20 protein-coding genes are annotated in these 22,422 nt (G+C 70.8%); 11 read left to right on the forward strand and 9 right to left on the reverse strand.

Annotated features, from left to right (window positions below):
• The first annotated feature begins 163 nt into the window (after nucleotides 1–163).
• The 9 genes from A6A25_RS00455 (at nucleotide 164) to A6A25_RS00500 (ending at nucleotide 8,049) form a co-directional block, all read left to right on the forward strand.
• On the forward strand, nucleotides 164–1,945 hold the full coding sequence (locus tag A6A25_RS00455; RefSeq protein WP_073885725.1) for an acetyl/propionyl/methylcrotonyl-CoA carboxylase subunit alpha: 1,782 nt from the start codon (nucleotides 164–166) through the stop codon (nucleotides 1,943–1,945).
• 10 nt (nucleotides 1,946–1,955) lie between these two features.
• Nucleotides 1,956–2,336, forward strand: coding sequence for a DUF1707 SHOCT-like domain-containing protein (locus A6A25_RS00460; protein ID WP_083667764.1), 381 nt, complete (start codon nucleotides 1,956–1,958; stop codon nucleotides 2,334–2,336).
• Complete coding sequence (locus A6A25_RS45190) at nucleotides 2,333–3,205, forward strand: HAD family hydrolase (protein ID WP_083667766.1); 873 nt, start codon at nucleotides 2,333–2,335, stop codon at nucleotides 3,203–3,205. Before A6A25_RS00460 ends, A6A25_RS45190 begins: the two co-directional genes overlap by 4 nt.
• Nucleotides 3,206–3,346: 141 nt before the next feature.
• On the forward strand, nucleotides 3,347–3,787 hold the full coding sequence (locus tag A6A25_RS00475) for a GNAT family N-acetyltransferase (protein ID WP_073885726.1): 441 nt from the start codon (nucleotides 3,347–3,349) through the stop codon (nucleotides 3,785–3,787).
• A 6-nt stretch (nucleotides 3,788–3,793) separates the two neighbouring features.
• Nucleotides 3,794–4,378 (forward strand): DUF3558 domain-containing protein, encoded by a 585-nt coding sequence (locus A6A25_RS00480; protein ID WP_073885727.1) that lies wholly within the window; start codon nucleotides 3,794–3,796, stop codon nucleotides 4,376–4,378.
• A 119-nt stretch (nucleotides 4,379–4,497) separates the two neighbouring features.
• Complete coding sequence (locus A6A25_RS00485) at nucleotides 4,498–4,875, forward strand: transcriptional regulator (RefSeq protein ID WP_073885728.1); 378 nt, start codon at nucleotides 4,498–4,500, stop codon at nucleotides 4,873–4,875.
• A 28-nt stretch (nucleotides 4,876–4,903) separates the two neighbouring features.
• Nucleotides 4,904–6,205 carry a PPE domain-containing protein gene (locus A6A25_RS00490; RefSeq protein ID WP_073885729.1) on the forward strand — a complete coding sequence of 434 codons (1,302 nt, stop codon included), beginning with the start codon at nucleotides 4,904–4,906 and terminating at the stop codon, nucleotides 6,203–6,205.
• On the forward strand, nucleotides 6,205–7,002 hold the full coding sequence (locus A6A25_RS00495; RefSeq protein WP_143192890.1) for an ESX secretion-associated protein EspG: 798 nt from the start codon (nucleotides 6,205–6,207) through the stop codon (nucleotides 7,000–7,002). The genes A6A25_RS00490 and A6A25_RS00495 overlap by 1 nt, the downstream gene beginning before the upstream one ends.
• A 129-nt stretch (nucleotides 7,003–7,131) precedes the next feature.
• Nucleotides 7,132–8,049, forward strand: coding sequence for a DUF559 domain-containing protein (locus A6A25_RS00500; RefSeq protein ID WP_083667878.1), 918 nt, complete (start codon nucleotides 7,132–7,134; stop codon nucleotides 8,047–8,049).
• A 12-nt stretch (nucleotides 8,050–8,061) separates the two neighbouring features.
• Here A6A25_RS00500 and A6A25_RS00505 read toward each other — a convergent pair whose 3' ends face one another.
• A complete protein-coding gene (locus tag A6A25_RS00505) occupies nucleotides 8,062–8,511 on the reverse strand; it encodes a gamma-glutamylcyclotransferase family protein (RefSeq protein WP_033429064.1) in 450 nt (149 codons plus the stop codon).
• Nucleotides 8,512–8,648: 137 nt separating this feature from the next.
• Here A6A25_RS00505 and A6A25_RS00510 point away from each other — a divergent pair, with 137 nt between their 5' ends.
• Nucleotides 8,649–10,052 (forward strand): NAD(P)H-quinone dehydrogenase, encoded by a 1,404-nt coding sequence (locus A6A25_RS00510; RefSeq protein ID WP_073885730.1) that lies wholly within the window; start codon nucleotides 8,649–8,651, stop codon nucleotides 10,050–10,052.
• Nucleotides 10,053–10,098: 46 nt separating this feature from the next.
• On the opposite strand, the gene glpK is transcribed toward A6A25_RS00510, so the two are convergent.
• Nucleotides 10,099–11,604 carry a glycerol kinase GlpK gene (gene glpK / locus A6A25_RS00515; RefSeq protein ID WP_073885731.1) on the reverse strand — a complete coding sequence of 502 codons (1,506 nt, stop codon included), beginning with the start codon at nucleotides 11,602–11,604 and terminating at the stop codon, nucleotides 10,099–10,101.
• A gap of 14 nt (nucleotides 11,605–11,618) precedes the next feature.
• Nucleotides 11,619–12,359 (reverse strand): MIP/aquaporin family protein, encoded by a 741-nt coding sequence (locus tag A6A25_RS00520; protein WP_073885732.1) that lies wholly within the window; start codon nucleotides 12,357–12,359, stop codon nucleotides 11,619–11,621.
• A gap of 175 nt (nucleotides 12,360–12,534) precedes the next feature.
• Here A6A25_RS00520 and A6A25_RS00525 point away from each other — a divergent pair, with 175 nt between their 5' ends.
• Complete coding sequence (locus tag A6A25_RS00525) at nucleotides 12,535–14,259, forward strand: glycerol-3-phosphate dehydrogenase/oxidase (protein ID WP_073886328.1); 1,725 nt, start codon at nucleotides 12,535–12,537, stop codon at nucleotides 14,257–14,259.
• 17 nt (nucleotides 14,260–14,276) lie between these two features.
• Here A6A25_RS00525 and A6A25_RS00530 read toward each other — a convergent pair whose 3' ends face one another.
• From A6A25_RS00530 to A6A25_RS00555, 6 genes are all read right to left on the reverse strand, one after another.
• Nucleotides 14,277–15,539 carry an amidohydrolase gene (locus A6A25_RS00530; RefSeq protein ID WP_073885733.1) on the reverse strand — a complete coding sequence of 421 codons (1,263 nt, stop codon included), beginning with the start codon at nucleotides 15,537–15,539 and terminating at the stop codon, nucleotides 14,277–14,279.
• A complete protein-coding gene (locus A6A25_RS00535) occupies nucleotides 15,536–16,702 on the reverse strand; it encodes a M20 family metallopeptidase (RefSeq protein WP_073885734.1) in 1,167 nt (388 codons plus the stop codon). Before A6A25_RS00535 ends, A6A25_RS00530 begins: the two co-directional genes overlap by 4 nt.
• A gap of 209 nt (nucleotides 16,703–16,911) precedes the next feature.
• A complete protein-coding gene (locus A6A25_RS00540; protein ID WP_143192891.1) occupies nucleotides 16,912–17,235 on the reverse strand; it encodes a hypothetical protein in 324 nt (107 codons plus the stop codon).
• 87 nt (nucleotides 17,236–17,322) lie between these two features.
• Nucleotides 17,323–18,324 carry a methylmalonyl Co-A mutase-associated GTPase MeaB gene (meaB, locus tag A6A25_RS00545; RefSeq protein WP_073885736.1) on the reverse strand — a complete coding sequence of 334 codons (1,002 nt, stop codon included), beginning with the start codon at nucleotides 18,322–18,324 and terminating at the stop codon, nucleotides 17,323–17,325.
• Nucleotides 18,317–20,512, reverse strand: a complete 2,196-nt coding sequence (gene scpA, locus A6A25_RS00550) for a methylmalonyl-CoA mutase (RefSeq protein ID WP_073885737.1) — start codon at nucleotides 20,510–20,512, stop codon at nucleotides 18,317–18,319. Before scpA ends, meaB begins: the two co-directional genes overlap by 8 nt.
• Nucleotides 20,509–22,404, reverse strand: coding sequence for a methylmalonyl-CoA mutase family protein (locus A6A25_RS00555; protein ID WP_083667768.1), 1,896 nt, complete (start codon nucleotides 22,402–22,404; stop codon nucleotides 20,509–20,511). Before A6A25_RS00555 ends, scpA begins: the two co-directional genes overlap by 4 nt.
• Between the last annotated feature and the right edge of the window lie 18 nt (nucleotides 22,405–22,422).

Consider the following 22,422-nt stretch of genomic DNA (forward strand, 5'->3'; position numbering starts at 1 on the left):
AGCTGCGCAAGCCGTCAGAAGCGCGGCGGTGGGCGGGCGTGTCACGATTTCCGATTGTTCCACCCAAGCGTGAGCTGTCTCTCGGTCACCGGGTACTGACGGGTCACTAAACTCCCCGACCATTGCCGCTCCAAGTTCCAGCGTTGCCAGGAGGTAGGACGTCGTGTCGCTGCGCAAGGTCCTCGTCGCCAACCGCGGTGAGATCGCCGTCCGGGTCATCCGTGCCTGCCGAGACGCCGGTCTGGCCAGCGTCGCCGTGTACGCCGACCCGGACCGGGACGCCCCGTTCGTCCGGTTGGCGGACGAGGCGTTCGCCCTGGGTGGCAGCACGCCCGGGGACAGCTACCTCTCCATCGACAAGATCCTCGACGTGGCCAAGCGCGCGGGCGCGGACTCGGTGCACCCCGGCTACGGCTTCCTGTCCGAGAACGCGGACTTCGCGCAGGCGGTGCTGGACGCGGGCCTGATCTGGGTCGGCCCGACCCCGCAGGCCATCCGCGACCTGGGCGACAAGGTGACCGCGCGGCACATCGCGACGCGCGCGGGCGCGCCGCTGGTGCCCGGCACCAAGGACCCGGTCTCCGGCCCGGACGAGGTCATCGCCTTCGCGGAGGAGCACGGCCTGCCGGTCGCCATCAAGGCGGCGTTCGGCGGCGGCGGGCGCGGCCTCAAGGTGGCCCGGACGATGGAGGAGATCCCCGAGCTGTTCGACAGCGCGGTGCGCGAGGCCGTCACGGCGTTCGGCCGCGGCGAGTGCTTCGTGGAGCGCTACCTGGACAAGCCGCGGCACGTCGAGGCGCAGGTGCTGGCCGACCAGCACGGCAACGTCATCGTCGTCGGCACGCGTGACTGCTCGCTGCAGCGCCGCCACCAGAAGCTGGTCGAGGAGGCGCCCGCGCCGTTCCTGACCGACGAGCAGCGCGCCGAGATCCACCGCTCCGCCCGCGCCATCTGCAAGGAGGCCGGCTACCACGGCGCGGGCACGGTCGAGTACCTGGTCGCGCTGGACGGCACGATCTCGTTCTTGGAGGTCAACACCCGCCTGCAGGTCGAGCACCCGGTCAGCGAGGAGACCGCGGGCATCGACCTGGTCCGCGAGCAGTTCCGGATCGCGGCGGGCGAGGAGCTGCGGTTCACCGAGGACCCGACCCCGCGCGGCCACTCGATCGAGTTCCGCATCAACGGCGAGGACGCGGGCCGCAACTTCCTGCCCGCCCCCGGCACGGTCACCACGTTCACCGCACCGTCCGGCCCCGGTGTCCGGGTGGACGCGGGCGTGGAGAGCGGCACGGTCATCGGCGGCCAGTTCGACTCGCTGCTGGCCAAGCTGATCGTCACCGGCGAGGACCGCCCGCAGGCCCTGGAGCGGGCCCGGCGCGCGCTGGACGAGATGGTCGTGGAGGGCATGGCGACCGTGCTGCCGTTCCACCGCGCGATCGTGCGCGACCCGGCGTTCGTCGGCGACGAGGACGGCTTCACCGTGCACACGCGGTGGATCGAGACCGAGTTCGACAACACCATCGCGCCGTTCACCGACGGCGCGGAGGCCGAGGAGTCCGAGCCGCGGCAGACCCTGGTGGTCGAGGTCGGCGGCCGTCGGCTGGAGGTCTCGCTGCCCGGTGACCTGGCGCTCGGCGGCGGTGGCGGTGCCGGTGCCGGTGCGGCCAAGGCGGGCGTGAAGGCCAAGCCGCGCAAGCGCGCCGGCGGCAAGGGCGGCGGGGCGGTCTCCGGTGACGCGGTGGCGGCGCCCATGCAGGGCACGATCGTCAAGGTCGCGGTCGAGGACGGGCAGCAGGTCGAGGCGGGCGAGCTGATCGTCGTGCTGGAGGCCATGAAGATGGAGAACCCGGTCACCGCGCACAAGTCCGGCGTGGTCACCGGGCTGGCCGCCGAGCCGGGTGCGACGGTCACCCAGGGCACGGTCATCTGCGAGATCAAGGAATAGGCTCACCCGTGTGAGCGAGCGGGACATCCGGATCGGCGACGCGGAGCGCGAGCACGCGCTCGGACTGCTCGGCACGCACCTCGGTGAGGGGCGGCTGAGCGTGGACGAGTACGGCGACCGCTCCGCCCGCGTCGCCACCGCGAAGACCCGCGGTGACCTGTACGCGCTGTTCAGCGACCTGCCCGCGCCACGGCCGACGTTCCCGCGGGTGGAACCGCCCGTGCCCGACCGGGCCCGGCGCGGTGCCCCGGTGGAGTTCCGGGTGAGCACCGCGGCCGTCACGGCGGTCGCGATCATCAGCGTGGTGCTGTTCGTCCTGCTCCGCAATCCGTTCGTCTTCCTGCTGATCCCCGCGGTGATGCTGCTGATCGGCCGGATGGGCAGGCGGTGAGCGCGCCGTCGCTGCTGCTGCTCGACCTGGACGGCGTGCTGCGGCGGTTCCCACCGGACGGGCCGATCGAGGACGGGTTCGGCCTGCCGCGCGGCACGTTGGCGCGGGTGTCGTTCGCCCTGGCCGGTCCCGCGACGGCCGGCCGTGCCACCGACGAGGAGTGGCGCGCGGCCGTGCGGGAGCAACTGGTCGCCGAAGGGCTGTCGCCGGCACGCGCGGCGGACGCGGTGGCGGCGTGGACCCGGGTCGGCGAGGTGATCCCCGAGGCGTTGGAGCTGGTGCGGCGGGTGCGCGAGCGGTGCCGGGTGGCGTTGCTGTCCAACGCCACCGACCGGCTGCCGCGCGACCTGGCGGCGTTGGGGCTGGACCGCGAGGTGGACGCGGTCGTGTCGTCCGCGCGGCTCGGGGTGGCCAAGCCGTCGCCCGAGGCGTTCCGGCGCGCGTTGCGGGTGCTCCAACACTCGCCGTCGGGCACGTTGTTCTGCGATGACAACTCCGTGAACGCCGAGGCGGCGCGGACCGTCGGCATCGACGCCGTGCACACCCCGGATTTCCCCTCGCTGCACGAGGCGTTGTCGTCGCGCGGCTTGCTGGACGACGGTGTCGGCACCGGGTCGGCAGCGGCGTCGGGGCCGTTGTTGCTGGTCCTGCACGACCGTGACGACGCCGGGGAAGCCGCCCGTGAACTGGCCGCGGCGGGTTGGCAGCCGTGCGCGGTGCACAAGGACGTGCTCGCCGGGGAGGACGACCTCGAAGACGCCGACTGGGCGGTGGAGTTGACCACCGGTCCCGACGACCGGCCCGCGTCCGCCCACCGCGGGCTGCTCGAAGAGCTGGCCGGGCGTTACGACGGGTTCGTCACGGACTAGTCTGCGCCGCCTTGCGGGGTCGCGTCGGCAGGTCGCGACTCATTTCGCGGCGATCACGCTTTACGATCGTCGCGAAATCAGGCTCGACCTGCCGACTTCCGGGCGACCTCGCCCGTCCGAGCGGAGCGAGGACCATCCGGCATGGAGGCCGTCGAGATCAACGCGGGTGAGTTCTACCTGCGTCAACTCCGCGCCGACGACCGCATCGACGACCGGGGGGCGTTGGTGGGCGGCGGTTTGTGCGCGGACCTCGACGCGGCCGGTGCGCACATCGCCGAACGCGCGGACCAGTGGCACACCGAAGAAGCCTGCTCGTGGGCCGTGTGCGACCAGCTCACCGGAACGGCCGTGGGCGTGATCTCCTTGAGCCGCACCGGTGAACTCGACTGCTGGATCACCCCGGACCTGCGCGGGAAGGGCATCGCGACGCACGCGACGGCGGCCGTGCTGCGGTTCGGCTTCGGTTTCCTCGACCTGCCCCTGATCACCGCCAGACCCCCGGACGACGCGGCCCGCCGGGTCGCGGCGAAGTGCGGCTTCACCGCCGAGGGTCCACTTGGCGTGTGGACCCGGCTACGGTAGGTCGCCATGAGGGGTGCTCGGGTGCTCACCGCCACGCTCTGCGCGTTGGCGATGGCCTCCTGCACGCCCATCCCGGAGCAGAAGGCCGACCGGGTCGACGAACCGCTGACCGTCACCACGACCACCGTGCCGTCGTTGCCGCCCAGGCCGCGGGAGCTGCGGTTGGACGACGTCGACCCGTGCGCGGTGCTCTCGCCCGAACTGCGCATCGAGCTCAGCCTGGACAACCCGCCCAGCGCATATGTGGAAACCGGCTTCGGCAACGCGAAGGCGTGCACCATGCGCAGCAACATCAGCGGGAACGTCGTGCGGCTCGCCCTCGTCACAGTCGAGGGCGTCGGTGTGTGGCTCAGCGAGAACGCCCAGGTCCACGCCGAGCAGACCACGGTCGCCGGTTTCCCGGGGCTGACCGTGCGGACGCCCGGCATGGACAACGTGTGCAACGTCGAAGTGGACGTCGCCGAGGGGCAGTTCCTCGACGTGATGTTCCGCGACGGCGGTAACGAAAAAGCGGCGAAGCAAGACACCCTGTGCCAAGGGGCGCAACGGGCGGCAGAAGCGGCGGTAGCCGGTTTGCTGCAGCGGCGCTGATCCACGCGGGGGATGTGCGCTCCACCTACTCCCCGCTGTCGGACCGGGTGGCTAGAGTGACGTTGCGCGAGAACCGGACGGCGCGTGACGGGGAACGAGGAGAAGGCGGGAGGTTGTCCATGCCGTCGGAAGACCACGGCCACGGCGCTGACACGGGCTCACCACCGCCCCTGGCGCACACGCTGAACGTCGAGCCGAGCGCGATCCCCAGCCTGCGCAGCGCGTTCGCGGGCGCGTTGACCAAGCTGGACAAGCAGATCGAGCTGGCGATCACCGAGGTCAGGGTCCGCCCGTGGGCAGGCGACCCGGTGAGCCAGGACGCTGCGGAGCGGTTCAACGAGCGGTCGCTCGAATCGGGCGACTCGGCGCTGATCGCGTTGGAGAACTACCAGCGGCAGCTCAAGTCGGCCATGGACGCACTCACCACGGTCGAGCGGCAGTACCAGTCCATCGAAGAAGACAACACCGGGTTGATGGGACAGCAGGGCAGCCGCTGAGCGCCCGGCGCAGGCAAGGGGAACGTTCATGCCCGATGGACACCGCTGGAGCGGGTACAGCCACGAAGAGCTGTACGAGCAGATCAACTCGGGGCCGGGGCCCAAGGCCTCGCACGCCTCGATGGAGCGGTGGCAGGGCGTTTCCGCCGCGTTGACCGAGATCAACGCCGAGCTGCACGCCGGCGTGCTGCGTTCCGGCGCGTCCTGGGAGGGCACGGCCGGGGACAAAGCCAGGGCAGGCATCAACCCGCTGGCCTCGTGGGCGGACGACGCCCGGGCCGGCGCGGAGGTCATGCGCATCTCGGCCGAGTTGCAGGCGGACTACATCGCGAAGGCGCGCTCGGACATGCCGCCGCCGGTGAAGGTGACCGCGGAGGAGCCGAACCTGCTCGTCAGCGCGTTGACCCACCTGGTGGGCGGGCAGACGGACTACGAGCAGCAGGAGAAGGCGCAGAACGCGGCGGAGCAGCGCGCGCGTGAGGTGATGACGACCTACGCGTCCAGCACGTTCTCCAACACCAGCACGTTGGGGCAGTTCCACCAGCCGCCGCAGTTGGTGATCAACGCGGGCGAGGTGGCGCGCAACGACTCGGCGGGTGTGTCCGGGCCGGGTTGGGGTTACGGCGGTCCGCGCGGTGGGCGTGGCGGTGGCCGTGGTGGGTGGCGTGGCGGCCGCGGTGGTCGTGGTGGCGGCGCTCCGGCTCCGCGTCCCGTGACGCAGCCTTCGTTCGGCGGCTCGACCGGCACGTCGTCGTCCGGGTCGACCAGGACTTCGACGGCCGCGTTACCGGCCTCGGCGTCGGGCTCCTCCGGTTCGACCCAGTACGGGCCGGGTGGCGTGATCGGCGGCTCGGCCGGCCAGCAGGACAAGGACCGGCGGAAGTCTTCGGCCACGGGGTCCGACACGACGAACGGCCAGCACGCCGGTGGTGGCGGTGCCGGTGCTCCCGGTGGTGGCTCGCCGAACCCGCTCCTGCCCGCCGGCATCCCGCTGCCCGCCGGTACGACGTCGACGAGCTCGGCGGAGTTCGGCGCGTTCGCGGCCAGCGCGCAGCACGCGGCGGCGGCCGGTCCCGGCGGGACCACGGGCACGATGCCCGGCGCGGCCGGGCACGCCGCCGGCGGCCAGGACACCGTGCACAAGCGGAGCACGCCCGCACCGGCGCAGCCCGCGTTCGACCCGTTCGGCGGATTGGGTGGTGCGCGTGGCGCGGATGAGGAAGAAGATGCCACGCACGACGCCGCCGACTACCTTCGGGAGACGGACGACATCTACGGCGTTGGCGGGATCATCTCGCCTCCGGTGATCGGGGAGAGCACTACCCACTGATGACGACGTTCGGCTTGGACTTGGGCAGCAACGACCTGCGCGAACCCGTGACCATCTCGGCGCTGGAGTTCGACGTGCTGTGGGAGCACCTGCGGCTGGAGACCATGCCGCTGGTGCTTAAGGTGCCGTCGCCCGGCAAGACGCACGCCGAGCGTGCCGAGCTGGAGCAGCGGGTGTGGACGGAGCTGGACCGCCGCGGTCTGGGCCGGCCGGTGTCGCTGGACCCGTTGCTGGAAGACCTGCTGCACCTGCTCAACCGGCCGCAGCAGGAGGTGGACGGCCGTTTGTGGCTGGACGGCCACAGCGTGCGCGTCCTGGCGGCCGCCAAGGGCCAGTCCGGCGTCCTGGCGGTCCTCTCCCGTGACCAGCTGACCCTGCGCCCGGCGTCAGCCGAGGGACTGCCCCGCGAAGCCCTCTCCATGCTGCCGTCGCTGCCCGCGGGTCCGGGCCACTCCGTGACGCTGCCCAGCGCCGACCTGGACGCCGCCGCCGCGACTTCCAACACCCCCGACGACCTCCAGCAGGCGCTGCTCTCCCGCGGCATCCGCGCCGAGGACGCGCGCACGTTGGCCGACATGTTCCGCGACGCGGGCAACCGCGGCCAGTTCGGCGCCGCGAGCCGCGACAAGTGGGGCAAACGCGTCCGCCAGGACCGCGTCGTGTCGTTCTTCGACACCCCTCAGGGCCGCTACATCCAACTCCGCCAGGCCACCCCGGGCCAACAACCGTGGAGCACCGTCTCCCCCATCGACACCCGCCGCCTCCTCCACCACCTGGAAACCCTCACCACCCCCTAACCGGCGTGTCCTACGTTCAGAACGCGCGTGTCCTACGTCCAGAACACCCGAGTTGAACACTCAGAACGGCACCTCGACACGATCAGGTGAACCGTGTACGGGATCGGGGGTCCCGCCACTCGGTTATGCATGATCGAACTGCCTTCCGGCCTCCACGGTGCCTACCCGCGCTCGCGCCTGCAGGACCACATGGGCCTGCAAGCCCTTCGCCGCGCCATCCAGGACGGCCATCTGGTCAGCTACTGCCGCACCGTGCTGGTCCAGCGGGAACGCATGACCGACCTGCGCACCCGAGCCGCCGCCGCACTGCTGATGGCAGGCCCGGACGCCGTGCTGACAAGCCACACCACGATCTGGCTGCACGGCTGCACAGCCGCCGAAACCAACCCGGTCCACATCCTCTTGCCGCACGACCGCAGGCTGCGACCCCGCCCGGACGTCGCCGTGCACTACAACCAGTACGACCCCGCCGACGTGGTCGAGGTCGACGGCATGCGCACCATTGCGCTCGACTACGCCGTCGCCGAGTTGCTCTGCCGGGGCCGCTATCGTTCCACCGCCCTGGCCTGCGCTGATCAAGCGCTCGGAGCGCTGCCACCACAGCAGCGAGCCGAGTTCAAAGCCGACCTCACGATGCGCATCGCGACCCGCCGTGATTACCGCGGCAGGCGACAAGGAGTGTTCCTCCTCGACCTGGCCACCGGACTACCCGAGTCACCGGCGGAGAGCGCACTCCTGCTGCTCATCGCCGAAGCGGGCTTTCCGCTCCCCGAACTTCAGTACTCCGTCCGCGACCTGGACGACCGCGAGATCTGGCGCCTGGATTTCGCCTGGCCGGACGCACGCGTAGCGCTCGAGTACGACGGCTACGCCGCGCACGTCGACAAGGCCGACGCCGATCAAGCCCGTGACGACGATCTTCGACGGCGCGGCTGGACAGTGCTCCGGGCAGACGCCTCAGACCTGCGGAGCCCGACCCGGCTGTTCAGGCACCTGAGCGTTCAACTCGGCAGTCCTGAACGTAGGACACGCGCGTTCCGAATGTAGGACACGCGGGGGTTAGGGGCCGATGCCTTGGCAGGGGCGGGTGCGGAGGTCGGCGACGTAGTCGTCGGGGGCGCCCGCGGCTTCGGCGGCGTCGGCGACGACGCCGATGTAGCGGGCCGACGGCAGGCCGCCCTCATAGGCGTCCAGGACGTAGAGCCAGGCGGTCACCGAGCCTTCCAGGGTCTGGACGCGCAGGCGGATCTTCTTGTAGAGACCGAGGGCGCCTTCCCAGCGGTCGAGGCGGGACTCGTCACGTGGGCTCACGTCGTAGAGCACGCAGAACACCTGCGAGTCCGGGTCTTCGACGATGGTGGCGAGCGCGCCCTCCCAGCCCAGGTCCTCGCCACCGAACGTCAGACGCCATCCGGCGAGCCACCCGGTCCCCGCCATCGGGGAGTAGGGGGCTCGCTCCATCATCTGGTTCGGGTCCATGTTGGACCCGTACGCGGCATAGAGCGGCACGACCACAGCCTAGCGACCTTGCGATCACCGCGAGGGACCAGAAGACCGGACGACACACCTCGACACCCGACCGCGTACGGTTACCACCGGCTGCAAGCGGCGCAAACAGCGCCGACGACCACTGAGGAGGACGTGTCGTGACCCGCATCGTCATCATGGGCGGTGGCCCCGCAGGTTACGAGGCGGCACTGGTCGCGGCCCAGCACGGGGCCGACGTGACCATCGTGGAACGCGAGGGCCTCGGCGGCGCCTGCGTGCTCTACGACTGCGTGCCGTCGAAGACGTTCATCGCCTCCGCGGGTGGCCGCAGCGCCTTCCGCAACGCCGGTGAGCTGGGCATTCGCACCGACAACACCGAAGCGGCGGTCGAGCTGCCGGTCGTCCACGGACGGGTGAAGGGTCTTGCGCTCGCCCAGTCCGCCGACGTCCGGGCCCGCCTGCAGCGCGAGGGCGTGCGGATCATCAACGGCATCGCCAAGTTCTGCGACAACGCCAAGGGGCTCGCCCAGCACGAGGTCGTGGCCATCGCGGACGACGGTTCGAAGGAGGTCCTGCCCGCCGACGTCGTGCTCATCGCCACGGGTGCGACCCCGCGCGTGTTGCCCGGCGCCGAGCCCGACGGCAAGCGGATCCTGACCTGGCGGCAGATCTACGACCTCCCGGAGTTGCCCGAGCACCTGGCCGTCATCGGATCGGGTGTCACCGGTGTGGAGTTCGCCTCCGCGTACACCGAACTGGGTGTGAAGGTGACCATGGTCTCCAGCCGCGACCGGGTGCTTCCGCACGAGGACGCCGACGCGGCTGTGGTGTTGGAGGACGTGTTCGCCGAACGCGGCACCGCCGTGGTCAAGCACGCCCGCGCGGACCAGGTCGAGAACGTCGGCGACGGCGTCCTGATTCACCTGGAAGACGGTCGCACGATCGAGGCCAGTCACGCCCTGATGACGGTCGGCTCCGTCCCGAACACCGCCGACCTCGGCCTGGACAAGATCGGCATCGAACTCGGTCGCGGCGGGTACATCCCGGTCGACCGGGTCTCCCGCACGAACATCGCCGGCGTCTACGCGGCGGGTGACTGCACGGGCCTGCTGCTGCTGGCCAGCGTCGCCGCCATGCAGGGCCGCATCGCCATGTGGCACGCGCTGGGCCAGGGCGTCAGCCCGATCCGCCTCAAGACCGTCGCGGCGAACGTGTTCACCAACCCCGAGATCGCGTCCGTCGGCATCAGCCAGCAGGCGATCGACTCCGGCGAGGTCCCCGCCCGCACGATCATGCTGCCGCTGGCCACCAACCCGCGGGCCAAGATGGAAGGCCTGCGCCGCGGTTTCGTGAAGCTCTTCTGCCGCCCGGCCACCGGTGTCGTCATCGGCGGCGTGGTCGTCGCGCCCAACGCCAGCGAGCTCATCCTGTCGATCACGCTCGCCGTGCAGAACCAGCTCACCGTCGACGACCTGGCGACCACCTTCTCGGTCTACCCGTCGCTGACCGGCTCGATCACCGAGGCCGGCCGCCAGCTGATGCGCCACGACGACCTCGACTGACGCCAGAGCAGGGGCGCCGCCCGCGCGCGAGCGGCGCCCCCAAGGCTCACTCCACCCAGTCGAACGTCCTGGTCACGGCCTTCTTCCACTGCGCGTACGTCCGGTCCCGCGCGTCGGAGTCCATCGCCGGGTCCCACTGCTTGTCCTGTGCCCAGTTCTGCCGGATGTCGTCCTCCGACGCCCAGAACCCGACCGCCAGACCAGCCGCGTAGGCCGCGCCCAGCGCCGTCGTCTCGTTGACCACCGGCCTGATCACCGGCACGCCCAGGATGTCCGCCTGGAACTGCATCAGCAGCTCGTTGACGACCATGCCGCCGTCGACCTTCAACGACTTCAGCGGCACGCCCGAGTCGGCGTTCATCGCGTCGATCACCTCACGGGTCTGGAACGCCGTCGCCTCCAGCACCGCCCGCGCCAGGTGCCCCTTGTTCACGAACCGGGTCAACCCGACGATCGCCCCGCGGGCGTCCGAGCGCCAATAAGGCGCGAACAGGCCGGAGAACGCGGGCACGAAGTACGCGCCACCGTTGTCCTCCACCGTCCGGGCGTGCTGCTCGATCTCGGCGGCCGTCGAGATCATGCCGAGGTTGTCGCGCAGCCACTGCACCAACGACCCCGTCACCGCGATCGACCCCTCCAGCGCGTACACCGGCGCCTGGGACCCGATCTTGTAGCACACGGTCGTGAGCAGGCCGTTCTCGCTCATCACCTTGTCCGTACCGGTGTTGAGCAGCACGAAGTTGCCGGTGCCGTAGGTGTTCTTGGCCTCGCCCGGCGACAGGCACGCCTGCCCGAACGTCGCCGCCTGCTGGTCACCGAGGATGCCCGCGATCGGCACGCCGGCAAGGGCGCCGCGCTCGCGCACCTTGCCGTACTCCTCGGACGACGACCGGATCTCCGGCAGCATCGACAACGGGATGCCCATGTCCGCCGCGATGCCCTCGTCCCAGCTCAGAGTCTCCAAATCCATCAACAACGTGCGGGACGCGTTCGTCGGGTCGGTGACGTGCACACCGCCGTCCACCCCGCCGGTCATGTTCCACAACACCCAGGTGTCCATGTTGCCGAACAGCAGGTCACCGGCCTCGGCCTTCTCCCGGGCACCCTCGACGTTGTCCAGGATCCAGCGGACCTTCGGCCCGGAGAAGTACGTCGCCAACGGCAACCCGGTCTTGTCCCGATACCGCTCCTGCCCACCGCCCAACGCAGCCAGTTCCTGGCAGATCCGATCCGTCCGGGTGTCCTGCCAGACGATCGCGTTGTAGACCGGCTGACCGGTGGTCTTGTCCCACACCAGGGCGGTCTCGCGCTGGTTGGTGATGCCGACGGCGGCGATGTCCGCGGTGGTCAGGTCGGCCTTGGCCAACGCGCCCGCGGCCACCTGCCTGGTGTTGGTCCAGATCTCGTTCGCGTCGTGCTCGACCCACCCGGCCTGGGGGAAGATCTGCTCGTGCTCCTTCTGGTCGACCGAGACCACGCGGCCCGAGTGGTCGAAGACCATGCACCGGGTCGACGTCGTGCCCTGGTCGATCGCGGCGACGTACTTCGTCATGCGCTGGAGTCCTTTCAGACCGGGAGAACCAGGAACAGGAGACCGGCGAGCAGGCCGCCTACCAGCGGTCCGACCACCGGCACCCAGGCGTAGCCCCATTCGGCGCTGCCCTTGTCCCGGATGGGCAGGATCGCGTAGGCGATGCGCGGCCCCAGGTCGCGGGCCGGGTTGATGGCGTAACCGGTCGGCCCACCGAGCGAGGCGCCGATGCCGATCACGACGAACGCGACACCGGCGTAGCCGAGGGCCGAGTTGCCCAGCTGCGGCACGCCGTCCGCCGCCTCCTTCGCGGCCGGGCTCAGCAGCACCCACGCGACCAGCACGAACGTGCCGATGACCTCGGTGACGACGTTCCAGCCGGCCTTGGGGATGGTCGGGCCGGTGCAGAAGATCCCGCGCGTGCCCGCCGGGTCGTCGTGCGCGTCGAACTGCGCCTTGTAGGCAAGCCACGCGAGCACGGCGCCGAGGAACGCGCCGACCATCTGACCGGCGATGTAGACGGGTACCTGGTCCCACGGGGTCTTGTCCGCGACGGCCAGGCCCAACGTCACCGCGGGGTTGAGGTGAGCGCCGCTCGGCGCGGCGATGCTGGCGCCCGCGAAGACCGCGAAACCCCAGCCGATGTTGATCAGGAGCCAGCCGCCGGCGTTGCCCAAGGTGTTCTTCAGCACGACGTTGGCGACGACACCCGCACCCAGGAGGATCAGGATCCCGGTGCCCAGCACTTCCCACACGAAGATCGAGCCACTGCTCACTCGCCGACCTCCTCGCCTTGGCAGGAGGCAGCACTGTCCGGGTCCGGCGGCGCTGCCCACCCCACAACGGGAGTTGACGCTAGTTCCGACCTGATCAGTTGTCCACGGGTGGCGTACCGGCGGGTAACGTGGTCGAGTCAAGTCCTGGTCGAGCATCAGGGAGGCGTCCGTGGTCATGCGTCAGCAGCACCCCGCCACCGCAGGCCGGCTGGGACCGCTCGAACGCTCGCAGGCCTGGGAACGGCTGGGCGCCGAGACGTTCGACCTGGTGATCATCGGTGGCGGCGTGGTCGGCGTCGGCGCCGCTCTCGACGCCGCGACACGTGGTCTGCGCGTGGCCCTGGTCGAGGCGCGCGACCTGGCGTCGGGTACCTCCAGCCGCTCGTCGAAGCTCTTCCACGGCGGCCTGCGCTACTTGGAACAACTGGAGTTCGGGCTCGTCCGCGAGGCACTGCGGGAACGCGAACTGATGCTGACCCGCCTCGCACCCCACCTCGTCAAGCCGGTCGCGTTCCTCTACCCCATCACCCACCGGGGCTGGGAACGCCCGTACACCGCCGCCGGCCTGCTCATGTACGACACGATGGGCGGCGCGCGCTCCGTACCGGGCCAGAAGCACCTGACCAAGGCGGGCGCCCTCCGCCTCGTGCCCGCCCTGAAGCCCTCCGCCCTCGTCGGCGGCATCCGCTACTACGACGCCCAGGCCGACGACGCCCGGCACACCATGATGGTCGGCCGTACCGCGGCCCACTACGGCGCCGTCGTCCGTACGTCCACCCAGGTCGTCGGCTTCCTCCGCGAGGCGGACCGCGTCTCCGGCGTCCGCGTGCGCGACGTCGAAGACGGCCGCGAGACCTCCATCCGCGCGCACGCCGTGATCAACGCGACCGGCGTCTGGACCGACGAGCTGCAACGCCTCTCCGGCAGCCGCGGCCGCTTCCGCGTCCGCGCCTCCAAGGGCGTCCACATCGTCGTGCCCCGCGACCGCATCGTCTCCGAATCAGGCCTGATCCTCCGCACGGAGAAATCGGTCCTGTTCGTGATCCCCTGGCGGAACCACTGGATCGTGGGCACCACCGACACGGACTGGGACCTCGACCTCGCCCACCCCGCCGCCACCAGGTCGGACATCGACTACATCCTCGACCACGTCAACGAAGTGCTCGCGACACCGTTGACCCACGACGACATCGAAGGCGTCTACGCGGGCCTGCGCCCACTGCTGGCCGGCGAGAGCGAATCCACCTCGAAACTCTCCCGTGAACACGCCGTCGCCCGCGTCGCACCGGGCCTGGTCGCCATCGCCGGCGGCAAGTACACGACCTACCGCGTCATGGGCGCCGACGCCGTGGACGCCGCCTCAGTCGACCTCCCCGGCCGAATCCAACCGTCGATCACCGACAAAGTTCCCCTGATCGGGGCCGACGGCTATCACGCCCTGGTGAACCAAGCCGACCAGCTGGCCACCCGCTACGGCCTACACCCGTACCGCGTCCGCCACCTGCTGGACCGCTACGGCTCCCTCGTCCACGAAGTCCTGGAGTCCGCGAATGCGGAACTGCTGAAACCTGTGCCAGGCGCGCCGGACTACTTGCAGATCGAGGTGGTGTACGCGGCCTCGCACGAAGGCGCCCTCCACCTCGAAGACGCCCTCACCCGCCGCACCAGGATCTCCATCGAATACCCCCACCGGGGCGTCGAGTGCGCACTACCGGTCGCCCGCCTCATGGCCAGTGTCCACAACTGGGACGACGCCACGATCGCCCACGAAGTCGCCGTCTACACCGCCCGCGTCGACGCCGAACGGGCCTCCCAGACCGAACCCGACGACCAAGCCGCCGACGCCGTCCGCTCCTCCGCCCCGGAAGCCCGCCCGGAGATCGTCGAACCGGTCAGCTGACCGCCTCGACCCACGACCTACGCCAGCGCCGCCAACGCCGCGTGCACCATCACCCGCACACCCACCAACAAAGCCCGCTCATCCAGGTCGAACCCGGGCTGGTGCAGGTCCTTCTGCTTCCCGACCCCATCCCAGACCCCCAACCGGGCGAACGACCCGGGCACGTGCTCCAGGTACCACCCGAAGTCCTCACCGCCCGACGACTGCTCGGTCCCGGCCAGCGCGTCCTCACCCAACGCCGCCTCGACGCCGGCCCTCAACAACATGGTGCTTTCCCGGTCGTTCACCACGGGCGGCACCCCACGCCGGTGGTGCAGGTCGAACCCGACCCCGGTCGGCGCCAGCAGCGCCCCGACCAACTCCTTGATCAACGGCTCCAGCTCGGCCCAGATGTCCCGGTCACCGGTCCGCAGCGTCCCCCGCAGCACCCCGTCCTGGGGCACCGCGTTGGGCGCCTCCCCGGCGTGCACCGCGCCCCACACCAGCACCGTCCCCGACCTCGGGTCCACCCGCCGTGACAGCAACCCCGGCAACCCCGTGATCACCGTCCCCAGCGCGTGCACCAGGTCCGCCGTCAGGTGCGGCCGCGACGTGTGCCCGCCCGGCGACGTCAGCCGCAGCTCCAGCATGTCGCTGGCCGAGGTGATCGCACCGATCCGCGTCCCGATCCGCCCGACCTCCAGCCGCGGGTCGCAGTGCAGGCCGAAGATGCGCTCCACACCGTCCAGACCACCCGCCGCCAGCACGTCCAGCGCACCGCCCGGCATGACCTCCTCCGCCGGCTGGAACACCAATCTCACCCGTCCGGGCAGCTCGGTGGCCGACGCCAGCGCCAGTGCCGCGCCCAGCAGCACGGTGGTGTGCGCGTCGTGCCCGCACGCGTGCGCCACGCCGTCCACAGTGGACGAGTACGGGGCACCGGTGTTCTCCGGCAGCGGCAGCGCGTCGATGTCCGCGCGCAACGCCACGCACCGCGGCCCTGAGCCGACGTCGCACACCAGACCCGTCCCACCTGGCAGGATGCGCGGCTTCAGCCCGGCCGAGCGCAGCACGTCCGCGATCAGCTCGGTGGTGGCGAACTCGTGCCGGGACAGCTCGGGGTGCGCGTGGATGTGCCGGCGCCAGGCGACGACCTCGGAGGCGTTCGCCGCCAGCCAGTCGTCCAGCCACGAGGGTCCGCGACCATCACCGGGATCATCCACAGGGGCAATGCTGACCCCGCGATCGGTCAACAGCACCTCGGCACCCTCCTCCGGCAGACGCGAGTCCAGGACCGTCATGCCACACCCGCCAGCAGTCGAGAACGCTGCTCACCGTCGGTGGCAGCGGAAATTGTGGTCCAGGCGAGGGCGAGTGCCCCGTCGAGCACGGCTCGGTCGGCCGAGGCCGAGGCACAGGCGGTCGCGAACTCGATTTGGTGGTTCACCGCGTCTCCGCAGTCGATGGCGATGGTCGGGTGGATGGCCGGCAGCGCACGGGTGATGTTGCCCATGTCGGTGCTGCCGATCTTCTCCTTGAGCTCCTGCTCGGGGCTCAGCGGATGCCTGCCCAGCTCGATCGCGGCACGCCGGTAGGCCTCCGCGAGCCAGGGGTCCGGAGCCAGCTCGGCGTACACCGGGGAGACCTTCACGACCTCGTGGGTGCAGCCGGTGGCGACGGCGCCCGCCTCGAAGCAGCGGTTGATCCGCTCCTCCAGCCGGCGCAGCGAGTCGAGGTCGTCGGCACGCAGGTCGAACATCGCCGACGTGCGGGCGGGGACGATGTTGGGCACGGCGCCACCTCGGGTGACGATGCCGCTGACCATCTGGCCCGGCTCCAGGTGCTGCCGGGCGAGCCCGATGGCGACCTGGGCGACGGTGATCGCGTCGGCGGCGTTCACCCCGAGGTGCGGCGCGGCGGCGGCGTGCGACGGCTTGCCGGTGTAGTGGACCTCGACGTCGGTGATGGCCAGCGAACGGGCGGCCACCGCCTCGTACGGGGCCGGGTGCACCATCATCGACAACGCCACGTCGTCGAATACCCCGCGTTCGAGCATCAGCACCTTGCCGCCGCCGACCTCTTCGGCCGGGGTGCCGATCACCCGGACGGTGAGGCCCAGCTCATCGGCCAGGTCACGCAGCGCGAGGGCCGCGCCCGTCGACGCCGCGGCGATGACGTTGTGCCCGCACGCGTGGCCGATCTCGGGCAGCGCGTCATACTCCGCGCACAGCCCGAGGACCAGCTCTCCCGAGCCGAACGACGCGGTGAACGCCGTCTCCAGGTCCGCGACACCGCGTTCGACCTCGAAGCCCTCGGCGGCGAGCAGGTCGGCGACCTTGGCGGCGCTGCGGTGCTCGGCGAACGCCTGCTCGGGCTCGGCGTGGATGCTGCGCGAGAGGCCTACCAGCGCATTCGAGTACCGCTCGACGGCCGAGCGTGTGCTTATCTTGAAGTCGGTACTCATTTGCGTCCATCCTGCATCACGGTCCGGCGGGCACGTCGCAACCCTGGTTGATCAACCGGCAACCGGTCGCGGGGCTGCGCCAAGCGGTGCTCGATTTTCGGTCAGACCGATCACACCCGCGCGAAGGCCGTTCACATTCGCCCGGGCCATGCGCGCGTCATGCTAGGAGAAGACCTCAGGCCACCCAGGCTTTTCCCACCAAGTGGGAATCACTTGGCCTTGCGCCCGGCCTTCCACTTCGACCACCGCTTCTTGTTACGCCAGTAAACGAGGGCGAACAACAGCACCGCGATACCACCGATCCACAACTTCCTGCGGGTTTCGGCGCTCGACGCGGGCGCGGGCTCCTGAGGTGCGTCGATCGTGGGACCGGGCGGCATGGTCCCGCCCGGCTGGATCGTGCCCCCGGGGGCGAGGGTCTCCGTGGGCTGGGCCGCGAAGTGCGGCGACGTCGTCACGGCCGCCCCTGTGCCGGCCACGGCGAACACACCGGCCAGCGCTAACAGGCACACCGCGAGCAAAGATCGCCACATGGTCGCCAAGCCTAGCTACCGCCTTTCGTGGTTACCACTGTCAGTGGTCAGCCAAACCGGGTTCCGCTCACGTGCTGTGAGCGAACCTCACGCGCCCGCGCCCTCGCCGGACCGGAACGCGGCCAGGATCCGCTCGGCGGCCAGCGTGGCCGTCAACCGCCCCTCCCGGACCTGCCGCTCCACCTCGGGCACGACCGACCGCACCGCGTCCGCCGCACGCAGGCTCGCGAGCAGCTGGTCGTTCACCATCGCCCACGTCCAGTCCACCTGCTGCCGACGCCGCCGCTCGGCCAGCTCACCGGCCGCCTCCAGCGTCTCCCGGTGCCTGGTCACCTGCTCCCACACCACGTCGAGCCCCGACCCGTCCAACCCGCTGCACGTCAGCACGGGCGGGTGCCACAACGCGTCGGCCGGGCGCAGCAGCCGCAACGCGCCCGCCAGCTCCCGCGCGGCCTTGCGGGCGTCCATCTCGTGCGGCCCGTCGGCCTTGTTGACCGCGATCACGTCGGCCAGCTCCAGCACGCCCTTCTTGATGCCCTGGAGCTGGTCACCGGTCCGCGCGAGGGTCAGGAACAGCGAGCAGTCCGTCATGTTCGCCACCGCGACCTCGGACTGGCCGACGCCGACCGTCTCGACCAGCACCACGTCGAAGCCGGCGGCCTCGACCAGCACGATCGACTCACGGGTGGCCTTGGCCACGCCGCCGAGCGTGCCGGACGTCGGCGACGGCCGGATGAACGCCGCCGGGTCGACCGCGAGCCTGGCCATCCGGGTCTTGTCGCCCAGGATCGAGCCGCCGGTGCGGGTGGACGACGGGTCGACCGCCAGCACCGCCACCCGGTGCCCGCGCTCGGTCAGCATCGAACCGAACGCGTCGATGAACGTCGACTTGCCCACGCCGGGCACGCCGGTGATGCCGACGCGGTGCGCGTTGCCCGCGTGCGGCAGCAGCTCGACCAGCAGCTCCTGCGCCGCCGCGCGGTGGTCCGGGCGGGTCGACTCGACGAGCGTGATGGCCCGCGCCAACGTGCCTCGGTTGCCGGCCAGCACGCCCTTGGCGTACTCGCCGACGTCGACCGGCTTAGCCATCTCGTCCCGGCAGGTCGGCGTGACCGAGCTGCTCGGCGAGCTTGCGCAGCAGGTCACCGGCCGCGTCCGCGATGACCGTGCCGGGCGGGAAGATCGCCGCGGCCCCCGCCTCTCGCAACGCGTCGAAGTCCTGCGGCGGGATCACGCCGCCCACCACGATCATGATGTCGTCGCGGCCCATGTCCGCCAACGCCGACCGCAGCGCGGGGACCAGGGTGAGGTGTCCGGCGGCCAGTGAGGACACGCCGACGATGTGCACGTCGGCTTCGACGGCTTGGCGGGCGACCTCGTCGGGGGTCTGGAACAGCGGGCCGACGTCGACGTCGAAGCCGAGGTCGGCGAAGGCGGTCGCGATGACCTTCTGGCCGCGGTCGTGCCCGTCCTGGCCCATCTTGGCGACCAGGATGCGCGGCCGACGGCCTTCCGCCTCCGCGAAGGCCTCCACCACCTCACGCGTGGCCTCGACGTTGGACACGGATCCGGCCTCCTCCCGGTAGACGCCGGTGATGGTGCGGATCTGCGCGGAGTGGCGGCCCCACACCTTGCCCAGCGCCTCGGAGATCTCGCCGACCGTGGCCTTGGCCCGCGCCGCCGCGATCGCCAGCTCCAGCAGGTTGCCGTCCGAACCGGCCGCGCGCGTCAACGCGTCCAAAGCCGAGTCCACACTGGACTGATCACGCGCGGCGCGCAGCCGCTGCAGCTTGGCGAGCTGTTGCGCGCGCACCCCGGCGTTGTCGACCTTGAGCACGTCGATCTTCTCGTCGACCTCGACCTGGTACTTGTTCACGCCGATCACGGGCTGCCGCCCGGAGTCGATGCGGGCCTGGGTGCGCGCGGCGGCTTCCTCGATGCGCAGCTTCGGGATGCCCGCGTCGATGGCCTGCGCCATGCCGCCGGCGGCTTCGACCTCGGTGATGTGCGACCAGGCGCGGTGCGCGAGGTCTTGCGTGAGGCGTTCGACGAACGCGCTGCCGCCCCACGGGTCGATCACCCGCGTGGTGCCCGACTCCTGCTGGAGCAGCAGTTGGGTGTTGCGGGCGATGCGCGCGGAGAAGTCCGTGGGCAGCGCCAGCGCCTCGTCCAGGGCGTTGGTGTGCAGCGATTGGGTGTGTCCCTGGGTGGCGGCCATGGCCTCGACGCAGGTGCGGGCGACGTTGTTGAACACGTCCTGCGCGGTCAGTGACCAGCCGGAGGTCTGGCAGTGGGTGCGCAGCGACAGCGACTTCGGGTTCTTCGCGTCGAAGCCCTTGACCAGTTTGGCCCACAGCAGCCGGGCGGCGCGGAGTTTGGCGACTTCCATGAAGAAGTTCATGCCGATCGCCCAGAAGAACGACAACCGGGGCGCGAACGCGTCGATGTCCAGCCCGGCGTCGCGGCCGGCGCGCAGGTATTCCACGCCGTCGGCGAGGGTGTAGGCCAGCTCCAGGTCGGCCGTCGCGCCCGCTTCCTGCATGTGGTAGCCGGAGATGGAGATGGAGTTGAACTTCGGCATCCGCTGCGAGGTGAAGGCGAAGATGTCGGAGATGATCCGCATCGACGGCCGTGGCGGGTAGATGTAGGTGTTGCGGACCATGAACTCCTTGAGGATGTCGTTCTGGATGGTCCCGGCCAGCTGCTCGGGCGCCACCCCCTGCTCCTCGGCCGCCACCACGTAGAGCGCGAGGATGGGCAGGACGGCGCCGTTCATGGTCATCGACACGCTCATCTTGTCCAGCGGGATGCCGTCGAACAGTTGGCGCATGTCGTAGATGGAGTCGATGGCGACCCCGGCCATGCCGACGTCACCGGCCACGCGGGGGTGGTCGGAGTCGTAGCCGCGGTGGGTGGCCAGGTCGAAGGCGACGGAGAGGCCTTTCTGTCCCGCGGCGAGGTTGCGGCGGTAGAAGGCGTTGGACTCCTCGGCGGTGGAGAACCCGGCGTACTGGCGGATCGTCCACGGCTGGTTGACGTACATCGTCGGGTAGGGGCCGCGCAGGAACGGCGCGATGCCCGGGTAGGTGCCCAAGAAGTCCAGGCCCTCGGTGTCGGCGGCGGTGTAGACGGGCTTGACGCCGATGCCCTCGGGCGTCTCCCACGTCAACGCGTCCACGCCCTTGCCGGTCGCCTCCTGCAGCGCGGCCTGCCACTGCGCGGCATCGGCGGCGGTGCCGGGCTCACCCAGATCGATGTCGGCGAAGTCGGGGATCATCGCTGGACTCCCAGGGCGTCGAACGTGTGCTCCAGCACTTGCAGCGCCGGGCAGCCGGTGAACACGTACTCGTCGATCTCCGCTTCCGACTTCTTCCCCGCCAGGAGGACCCGCTCCGCTCCGGCCTCGCGCAGGGCTCGTGCGACGGGCGCGGCCAGCTCGGCGTAGCTGCTCTCGCTGCCGCACAGGCAGGCGATCCGCGCACCGCTCTCGCGGAACTTCGCGACCACGTCCTCGACCGTCGTGGTGGGACCGGCGTCCGGCGTCTCGATACCGCCCGCCTGGAACAGGTTGGCCGCGAACGTGGCCCGCGCGGTGTGCGCGGCCACCGGACCCAGCGTGGCCAGGAAAACCCCGGGCCGCACGGGCGCCGCGTCCGCCGCGTCCCGCAACGCCTCGAAGTCCTGGGCGTAGCGGATGCGCGGCAGGGGCTTGGACCCCGAAATTGTCGTACCCCTCTGGGAGAATGAGTTCAGGGGACCCCCTGGCGGGGACTCCTGCGCAGCATGAGCCGCAGGCCCTTCGCCCGGCTGGCCCGAGGCCGCGGGCCGGGCAATCGGCTGCTCGTCGGGGTACGGCGGCCGGACTACCGGCTGCTCGGTCAGGTTCGGGAACTCGCTCACGCCGGTCAACGGGTCGGTCCGGTCGGCCAGGTTCGTCCGCCGCCGTTCCCAGGTGGCCGCGATCCGGTCGGCGACCAGGTCGAACGCCTTCGGCAGCCCACCCGCGGCCTCGATCTCCCGGAACCAGGCCCACGCGGCCTTCGCCAGGTCGTCGGTCAGGCGTTCCACGTACCAGGAACCACCCGCCGGGTCGATCACGCCGGCCAGCTTCGACTCCTCCAACAGCAGCGACTGCGTGTTGCGGGCGATGCGCCGGGAGAAGTCGTCGGACAGGCCGATCGCGTGGTCGAACGGCAGCACGGTCACCGCGTCCGCACCGCCCAGGCCCGCGCCGAAGCACGCCACGGTCGTGCGCAGCATGTTCACCCACGGGTCACGGCGGGTCATCATCGCGGGCGACGTGACCGCGTGCTGCACCTGCGGGCTGGGTGCGCCGGCGACCTCGGTCACCCGCGCCCAGAGCCGCCGCGCGGCCCGGAACTTCGCGATCGTCAGGAACTGGTCGGCCGTCGCCGCGTACCGGAACTCCAGCAGCCGCACGGCGTGCGCGACGTCCACCCCGGCCTCGGTCAGGTGCCGCAGGTACGCCACACCGGCCGCCAGCGACGCGCCCAACTCCTCCGCGTCCGACCCACCCGCCTCGTGGAACGGCAACCCGTCCACCACGACCAGCCGCAGTTCCGGGAACTCGCGGGCCTTGCCGAGCAGGTCGGTCAACGCCGGGAGATCAGCGGGCTGCCCCGTGCGTGCCTGCACACCCAACGGGTCCGCGCCCACGTTGCCCCGAACTTCGCTGGCCAGCACCGGCCGCCGGCCCCAGACCCGCAGCACCGCGCGGCCGGCGGCGAGGAAGTCCGCGCCCGCGTCCACGACCACCGGCGCCAGGTCCAGGTAGACGTCGGCCAGCACGTCGTCGTAGGTGGCCGGGTCCAGACCCTTGAGCCACAGCGACGTCACGCCGTTCTCCAGGTCGGCCAGCACCGCCTCGCGGTCGGCGACCCGGTGCTGCTGGCGGACGTCCCAACCCTCCACCGCGCCCTGCGGCCTGCCGCCACGCGTGAACGGGGCCAAACCCGGGAAACCGGCCTCCGGCACCCGATCGGCAGCCGTGTACAGCGGCTGCACCTCGATGTTGTCGTAGGTGGTGGTGATCAGCGACCCCAAGTCCGCACCCGACTTGCGCAGCACGCCCTGGACCAAGTCCAGCCACTGCTCGCGGTCAGGGGTGGGGAACTCGGCGGCCAGCGCCAACTCGCCTGACGGCTCCATCATGCTCCGCAGTGTTAC

It is taken from the genome of Saccharothrix sp. CB00851 (assembly GCF_001905065.1).
In the GTDB taxonomy this organism is placed as follows: domain Bacteria; phylum Actinomycetota; class Actinomycetes; order Mycobacteriales; family Pseudonocardiaceae; genus Actinosynnema.